Source organism: Micromonospora sp. M51 (genome assembly GCF_018070305.1).
Classification (GTDB): Bacteria; Actinomycetota; Actinomycetes; order Mycobacteriales; family Micromonosporaceae; genus Micromonospora; species Micromonospora parva.
Genome location: NZ_JAGPXZ010001093.1, coordinates 1 through 1,458, shown reverse-complemented (window position 1 = coordinate 1,458; position 1,458 = coordinate 1). Strand labels below are relative to the sequence as shown.

2 protein-coding genes are annotated in these 1,458 nt (G+C 74.2%); both read right to left on the bottom strand.

The features are described 5' to 3' along the window. Positions 1-1,047, bottom strand: a 1,047-nt coding sequence (locus KBX53_RS32725) for a polyprenyl synthetase family protein (protein ID WP_210863727.1), incomplete at its 3' end; no start/stop codon positions are given. Between the two features lie 9 nt (positions 1,048-1,056). Next, the coding region (locus KBX53_RS32720) for a helix-turn-helix domain-containing protein (protein ID WP_247676564.1) at positions 1,057-1,458 on the bottom strand (402 nt) is incomplete at its 5' end.

Here is a 1,458-nt window from a genome sequence, read left to right as displayed (position 1 = left end):
GACCAGGGCCTGGCGGGCCTCGGTGTCGAGGTCGACGGCGGTCAGCGCGGTCAGGGCGGCGTCGGTGAGTGTGGTGATCCGCTGTTCGGTGCGGGCCAGCGCCCCGCTCCCCGAGATCACCTCGCGGAGCAGGGTCACCCCCTGCTCGTCCAGCTCCTGGTCGCCGAGCCGGCCGAGCAGCAACTCGCGGCCCGCGTCGTCGGTGGCCTCCACCGCCGCCGCCACCAGATAGGTGCGCTTGCCCTCGCGCAGATCGTCGCCGGCCGGCTTGCCGGTCAGCGCCGGGTCACCGAAAACCCCCAGCACGTCGTCGCGGAGCTGAAACGCCTCACCCAACGGCAGCCCGTACGCCGAGTAGGCCGCCCGCACGTCCTGCGGCGCGTCGGCCAGCGCGGCCCCGAGCAGCATCGGACGTTCGACGGTGTACTTCGCGGACTTGAACCGGGCGACCTTGCTGGCCCGTTGCACCGAGGTGTCCCCGGTGACCTGCGTCAGCACGTCGAGATACTGCCCGACGGTGACCTCGGTGCGCATCTCGTCGAAGACCGGCCGGGCCCGGGCCAACGCCCACAGGTCCAGGCCCGCGGAGTGCAGCAGCTCATCGGACCAGACCAGGCAGAGGTCACCGAGCAGGATGGCCGCGGCGTCGCCGAAACCGTCCGGGTCGCCGCCCCAGCCGGCCTCCCGGTGCCGGGTGGCGAACCTCCGGTGGACCGCGGGCTCGCCGCGACGGGTGTCGGAACGGTCCATCAGGTCGTCGTGAATCAGGGCGCTGGCCTGGACGAACTCCAGCGCGGCCAGGGCGGTGATCACCTGGTCGCTGTCCACCCCGCCGGCACCCCGGAACCCCCAGTACGCGAATGCCGGACGCAGCCGCTTGCCGCCACCGAGCACGAACGCCTCGATCGCCTCCGCCACCGGAATCAGCGCGTCGTCCACGGCGGCGAGCCGGACACGTTGGCCGGCCAGGAACTCGGTGAGAGCCTTGTCGACCCGCTCCCGCAGGCCGTTGCGGTCGACGGGGGAGACAGGAGCAGCGTGGGTCACGCCCCGACGCTAGCCGGTCGTCATCGTTCGTGCTCCACCGCCACGCGTGGTGCGGCCGGGACCCGTTCGCCCAGCCGGTCGTACGCCGCGCGGCGTGGCGCGTCCCGGCCCGGTGGCGCGTCCCGGCCCGGTGGCCCGCGTCGAGCCGGCCCGGCGGGTGGCAGCGGCGGCCTCGGCGAGCGTCACCAGCGGCACGTTCAGGACGACGGCGAGCCAGCCGAGCCAGAACCCGCCCGGCACGCGACGCTGGCGCTCCCACCGGGAGATCTCGTGCCGACTCAGCGTCGGCACCCCGGCGGCGGCGCACAACTCGGCGGCGGCTCGCTGCTGGCTCCAGCCCCGGTCGAGTCGGCACCGAGCCAGCAACGGCCCGAGCTGCGTGCAGCGCGGCGAGGCGGGCGGGATCATGGG